At 53.5% G+C, this 6,033-nt stretch carries 5 protein-coding genes and 1 riboswitch; of the genes, 3 read left to right on the forward strand and 2 right to left on the reverse strand.

What is annotated here, in order from left to right:
• Both L692_RS0100180 and L692_RS0100185 read left to right on the forward strand, forming a co-directional pair.
• Positions 1-785 (forward strand): helix-turn-helix transcriptional regulator (locus L692_RS0100180; RefSeq protein ID WP_025696090.1); only part of this gene is annotated, 785 nt, incomplete at its 5' end.
• A 36-nt stretch (positions 786-821) separates the two neighbouring features.
• Entirely contained in the window at positions 822-1,136 is a 315-nt protein-coding gene (locus L692_RS0100185) for a hypothetical protein (RefSeq protein ID WP_025696092.1), read from the forward strand.
• 390 nt (positions 1,137-1,526) lie between these two features.
• Here L692_RS0100185 and L692_RS0100195 read toward each other — a convergent pair whose 3' ends face one another.
• Positions 1,527-2,867 carry a 5'-deoxyadenosine deaminase gene (locus L692_RS0100195; protein ID WP_025696094.1) on the reverse strand — a complete coding sequence of 447 codons (1,341 nt, stop codon included), beginning with the start codon at positions 2,865-2,867 and terminating at the stop codon, positions 1,527-1,529.
• Between the two features lie 51 nt (positions 2,868-2,918).
• Positions 2,919-3,017, reverse strand: a riboswitch (purine riboswitch).
• Between the two features lie 192 nt (positions 3,018-3,209).
• Here L692_RS0100195 and L692_RS0100200 point away from each other — a divergent pair.
• Positions 3,210-4,088, forward strand: coding sequence for an NAD(P)-dependent oxidoreductase (locus tag L692_RS0100200; RefSeq protein WP_025696096.1), 879 nt, complete (start codon positions 3,210-3,212; stop codon positions 4,086-4,088).
• Between the two features lie 1,094 nt (positions 4,089-5,182).
• On the opposite strand, the gene L692_RS0100205 is transcribed toward L692_RS0100200, so the two are convergent.
• Entirely contained in the window at positions 5,183-5,701 is a 519-nt protein-coding gene (locus L692_RS0100205; RefSeq protein WP_025696097.1) for a GNAT family N-acetyltransferase, read from the reverse strand.
• Positions 5,702-6,033: the final 332 nt, after the last annotated feature.

Raw genomic sequence — 6,033 nt, forward strand, 5'->3', positions numbered from 1 at the left:
GCGCCAAAATTTCGCCCCTGTCGGCAGGACTGCCAGAGGGACCCCGCAGAAGAACGCCGGGGCTTAGACGGGAGGAAGTGGCCCAGCTCGCCGGCGTCAGCACCACCTGGTACACCTGGCTGGAGCAGGGCCGCGACATCAAGGTGTCCGTCTCCGTGCTCGACAATATCGCAAGGGCGCTCCGGCTTACCGCCGACGAGCGCAAATATTTGTATTCGCTTGCGCTGGACACGCACACCGGACCTGATTTTCCGCCGGAGACGCATTCCGAGATGCGCCCGGCACTGCTTAAAATTATACGGGAGCTGAAATATTCGCCAACGATTGTAACGGACCGCCGGTGCCAGATTGTCGGCTGGAATGAAGCCGCAAGGCATGTGTTCCTTGACTTCGAACAGGTTCCCGCCGCGCAGCGCAATCTGATCCGTCTGCTGTTTGCCCGCAAAGAGCTGCAGCGGCTCGCCGTGAACTGGGAGGATTTTGTCGGAGGCTTTCTCGCCATTTTCAGAACTTATTATGGGCAATACGTGGATGATGAATGGTATACGGAATTTCTTCGCGATATGGACAGCAGCTACCCCGATTTCAACCGGCTCTGGCAGCGCAGCACAGTGAACAATGCGCCTGATGTCTTAATCGAGTTCCGGCACTCCAAGGCGGGCAAAATGCTGTTTGAGCTGACTTCGATGCAGGTTCACGGCAGCGCCGATTTGCGTTGCATCATCTATACTCCGGCGGCCAATGGAACAGAGATGAAGCTCATGAAGCTGATGCAGAAGCTCTGAGTGACAAGTACATTTCTCATGGAAGGAGGGCTATTTATGCCTTACAAGAAAGCCACCTTTTGGTTTTCAGTAATAAGCGTTTTAATAGGCTTGAATAACTATTGGGGCAATGACGAGAAGAACATCCTCCTGATCGGGTTGAACCCGCTTCTAAGCTCTATGGCATATACCGAGCCATTCCGGCACTGGATGTTCGATTTTGAGAGTGCGAAGCTGGCTGCCGACAGTGGGGCGATTAGAATTCTGCTTCCCACCTATATCATCCATTTTGCTTCTTTCTTTCTGGCTGGCCTAATCATAGATCTTCTTATTCGAATGATTCGAAAGCTCAGCGGCTGGCAAAAGGGCTAAAAGTGCAGCCTTTTTCAAATCCAAATCCTTCATACATCGAGAAAGCCTGAATTTATGCAGGTATTGGAGGGCATATGAGCTGAATACAAGACTGAGCAGAGGAAAAAACTGTATCTTCGCAGGTGTATGTTACAAGGGAGGTTCTTACGCGGCCAAAAGATGCACAATCTCAGGCTTTCTTCCTGACCCGCGTCATCAGCCGTTTCATTGCCCACTTCTTCTCTCGCTTCATTGCCCGCGTCATCGCTACATCATCACCCACGTCATCGCGGCACCCGGAATCCCCGAATATCGGACCATCCCCCGTATCCCCTGCCTGATTCCCGCCTCAAAAATAAAGGGTGCCGCCGCAGCCATTTCCATGGCTTACGGGACACCCTCATCGGTCTTTTATCCCAGCGTCGTGCGCGTCAGCAGCCGCTCAATCGACCGGTCCGCTTCACGCAGCACCGTTTCTTTATCAACCGTCTTCAACACGCCGCGGTCCATGACGATTTTACCGTTGATGATCGTGCTCTCCACGTCCGCCCGCGTGGCGGAATAGACGATCCGGGAGATCGGGTCCACGTCAAAGGACGGGAACGTATGGAAGTTGTACAGGTTCAGAATCGCCAGATCCGCCTTCTTGCCGACCTCGATGCTGCCGATTTCATCCTCCATCCCGACCGCCTTGGCTCCCCCGATAGTCGCCATCCGGAACACGGATTTAGCGTCCATCGTCGTCGGTCCGTGCAGCGGCTTCTGGATCAGCGCGGCCAGCCGCATTTCATTGAACATGTCGAGGTTGTTGTTGCAAGGAGCGCCGTCCGCGCCAAGGCTTACCGAGACATGCTCGTGAATCAGCCCCGGGGTATCGGCGATGCCGGACGCAAGCTTCAGGTTGGAGCCTGGACAATGGCTCACATGCACACCCCGTTCCCGCAAAATGCGCCGCTCCTCCTCGTCCAGCCAAATGCAGTGCGCCAAAATGAGCCGTTCGTTCGCCAGTCCGATATGATCCAGATAGACAATATTGCGCATGCCGGTCATCGCCTGCACGATCTCAATCTCCCCCAGATTCTCGGAAGCATGGGTATGCACCTTCACCCCGTAACGGGCGGAAAGGTCGCGCACTTCGGTCAGCAGCGGCTCGGTACAGGAAATGACGAACCTCGGGGAGAACGCGTACCGGATGCGTCCGCCGTCATATCCGTTCCATTTTTCCAGCAAATCCACGCTCTCCTGAAGCGAAGCCCCCGTCTCCTCCTGAAGCGCCTCGGGCACATCCCCGCCCTTCTGGTCCATCATGACCTTGCCGGAGAGGGCGCGGATACCGCTCTTCGCGATGGCCTGGAAGGCGTAATCCGTATGATGCACCGTCTCCATATCGACAATCGTTGTCGTTCCGCTGGAGATCAGCTCCCCGATGCCGAGCATGGCGGAATAGTACAGCGACTCCCCGTCATGCGCCGCTTCAAGCGGCCAGATGCGCTTACGCAGCCAATCCATCAGCTCCAGGTCATCCGCCTTGCCCCGAAAGAGCGTCTGGCACAAATGAATATGCGTCTGCACGAAGCCGGGAATGACGGTCCGTCCCGTGGCGTCGATCACCGTTTCTCCCGCAAGCGGCGCAAGGCCCCTGCCGATTTCCGTAATCAGGTCGTCCTTGATCCGGATGTCGCCGCCGCGCAGAATTTCCTCCTGCTTGTTCATCGTGATGAGTTCCGCGTTCTTGATCAAAATACCGCTCATGACTTTTCCCCCTTCAAATCGTTAAAATTAAAAGCAAAAAGGCTACAAAAACATGCCAAGGCATATCTTCGTAGCCAGAAATTTACGGTTTCCGGTAGAGACCCTTAATCCAATTATTAAGGATATACGAAAAATTTAAAATTATTATGAATAGCTCTATCTTAATTCAGGGGCGGCTTCATTGTCAACACGAGTCAACTAAAATAACATCACCCTTGCGGATTACGGCAAAACCTGACAAAACCTAACATAATCGACAAAGTCAAAGTGACTAAATGGCTATTCATCCTGCTGCAATAGGTTTAAAATAACATGGATATCTTTGAAAGGGAGTGTAACCCATTGAAAAACATTGCATGGATTGGAACGGGGCACATGGGGCTTCCCATGGCCCGCAATCTGCTGAAGGCGGGCTACAGCCTGCATGTTTATAACCGCACGGCGGAGAAAGCGGAGCCGCTCAGAGGAGAAGGCGCCGTCATCAGCGGGACAGCGGCGGAAGCCGCCGCAGAAGCCGACCTGATCTTCCTGATGCTGACCAAGGGAGAAACCGTTCATGAGGTGCTGTCGGGAGCAGAAGGCGTATTTGCCAGGATTCGTCCGGGAGCAATTGTTGTGAACATGAGCACGATCGGCCCGGAAGAAGCGAAAGAATTGGCCCGGATTACCGGCGAAGCCGGAGGCATTTATGTTGACGCGCCCGTATCCGGCTCGGTTGGACCCGCCCAGCAGGCGCAGCTGGTGATTCTTGCAGGCGGAGACAGCGAGGCGGTCGAGGCGTGCCGGCCTTACTTCGATAAACTGGGAAAGGCGACTATTCATTTCGGAGATGTCGGAGCAGGCAGCTCCGCCAAACTGGCGATCAACCTGCTGCTCGGCGTGGTCGCCCAGGGCGTGGGCGAAGCGCTGCTGTTCGCGGAGGCTTCCGGACTTGACCGTGAGCTGGTGCTGCGGATGATTAGCGAATCGGCCGTATCCACGAAGCTGTTCGAGGGCAAGAAGGAAATGTATGTAAAAGGAGAGTACCCCTCCGCCTTCATGATCAGCCTCGTTGCCAAGGATTTGGGGCTGGTGGCGGATGAAGCCCGCCGCGCGGGTGTTCGCCTGCCGCTCGCCGAAGCGGCCGGAGAGACGTATGCAGCCGCCGACCGAAGCGGCAAGGGAGCGCTGGATATGGCGGCCGTGTGGCTGCAATTGAAGGAGCAAGAGGGAGGCAACTGACCGCAGAGAGTACGGTCACGCCTTAAAACCCCGCACCTTTTTTGTGGTAACGGGGTTTTAAGTCTCCTTTTGGCTATGCAATTTTATTCATATCCTCCTACAACAATCCATACTCTTGACATGGTACATTTTCCGATGATTCCATGTTGCCGATTTCCAGGTCGGCTTTACCGCTTGGACAATCGTTTCAGAATTGTTTTCAAATTTCACTTACATTCCTCATACCCCGGTTCCCGGGGCAACTTCACCGAAAGCCATGCCCTGTATATGGGTGTTCTTCGGTTCCCGCGTACACGATGCTCGCGAAAAACGTTGTCACTGCCGTTTTCCTTGGATGCGATTATCGTTTATTGTACGCTTCGCTAACCTTTTCCAATGGAATCCCGCTCCTTTCTCACAAGACTTTCGCCTTGCTTTGAAACAGCTTCTTCCTTCTTCCATGGTTCGCCCGGATTTTCGGGTAACATACCTGCCCTGGTCTGCTTAAACGGTTCCCGGATTCGTTTGTTCTTCACCAGTGCTTTTCGGTTTAACGGCTCATTCGTCCATCTTTGCTTATGCCAATGGCGTCAGCTTAAACGGCTCACGATTCCGCTTTTCTGTACCCATTGATCTGCTCAGATAGCCCATTTGTCCGTTGCCGCTTCAAAGACCGATCCGTTCAAACTACTCCTAAGTTCCGCCTTGGCTTCGCCAATTCAGATATGCACCGATTGCCTAGCCCATCGGAGATTTTTCCCTTCCTTCCTTAGTTAGAAAATAAGGATTTCGGGATGATCACCATCCGCCGCTGCAAGAAAAAGGGTGGGCCGCTGAATTTTTAAAACATTCGCTTTAGAGCGTTATCCATCCGGCTCTTTTTTTCGTCCAGCTCTTCTGGTGATGTCTTTATTATAGACGACTTATCTAAAATTTTAAAACTTGATATTGCGGACTTTAACGTCATATTTTCCGGTATTTGGGCGGGAACAGCCGTTATCCATTAAATGCTTACGCTTTCATTAAATATGGCGGGCTTACGTCCTTTTTCTTTGAAAGTGCTTTCATTGTAAAAATAAAATCTTGTTGCTCCCCTGGCTCTCGGCTAAATGCCGCTAATCGGCGGACGTCAGAATCTTCTCCATCACAGGGAAATTCGCTATCCGCCCGGGGAAACGGACCTCGCCCCTAATCTCGTACCCGAGACTCCGGTACAGCTCCAACGCCTTTAAGTTTCTGGAATATGTATCCATTCGGATGCTCTTATAACCTTGTTCAGCGGCGAAACTCTCGGCAAACGCGATCAATCTCCGCGCAATTCCCTTCCCCTGAACCTTGGGATGAACCGCAAGGCGGTGCATCATCAAAAACGGCCCCTCCGTCTGCGCCCAATCAATCTCCCCATACTGCTCGGCCTGATTTTCATCCAGCACTATAATTCCGGCAAGACCCCCGTCTTCCTCGAAGACATACAAGGTTCCCCGCCCGATGTCCCCGGTTATCACCTCCGCGTTCGGATAGGTTTCGTCCCACTGGTCGCTTCCGCCCTCGCGCATTACCCGCACGCATTCGGCAATCAGCTCCATAATTGGCTCAAGCTCTTCCATTTTTCCTTTTCTGATGTTATGCTCCACTTTTCCCCGCACCTGCCTCTATTGTCTTTCCCGAGTCCAGTCCAGGACTCTGCCATTGGACAGTCTACCACAGATGACGGAAAAAGTTGAAGTCTTCCCTATTTCGTATGGAGATACGGCAAAACGGCGGCGATAAGGGAATCTCTCGCCGCCGCGCTTCTTCATTTGAACTCCAGCTTGTGCCCGTCCTCGAAGCCCTTCGCGAAGCCGGTATCGAATCCGACATCGTAGGCTTCATTGTAGCCCTGCTGGTAGGCCTCCGGCTCGGGCGTTTCCGGAGCGACGCCCGGTTCGGAGGGGAGCGGGACAACGACCTGTTCAGACTCCGCCTG

This window comes from Paenibacillus forsythiae T98 (assembly GCF_000520735.1).
In the GTDB taxonomy this organism is placed as follows: domain Bacteria; phylum Bacillota; class Bacilli; order Paenibacillales; family Paenibacillaceae; genus Paenibacillus_AQ; species Paenibacillus_AQ forsythiae.

Excerpts from the sequence above, each read along its gene's own strand:
- L692_RS0100185 (WP_025696092.1), top strand. The coding sequence starts at position 822 with ATGCCTTACAAGAAAGCCACCTTTTGGTTTTCAGTAATAAGCGTTTTA.
- L692_RS0100195 (WP_025696094.1), bottom strand. The coding sequence starts at position 2,867 with ATGAGCGGTATTTTGATCAAGAACGCGGAACTCATCACGATGAACAAG.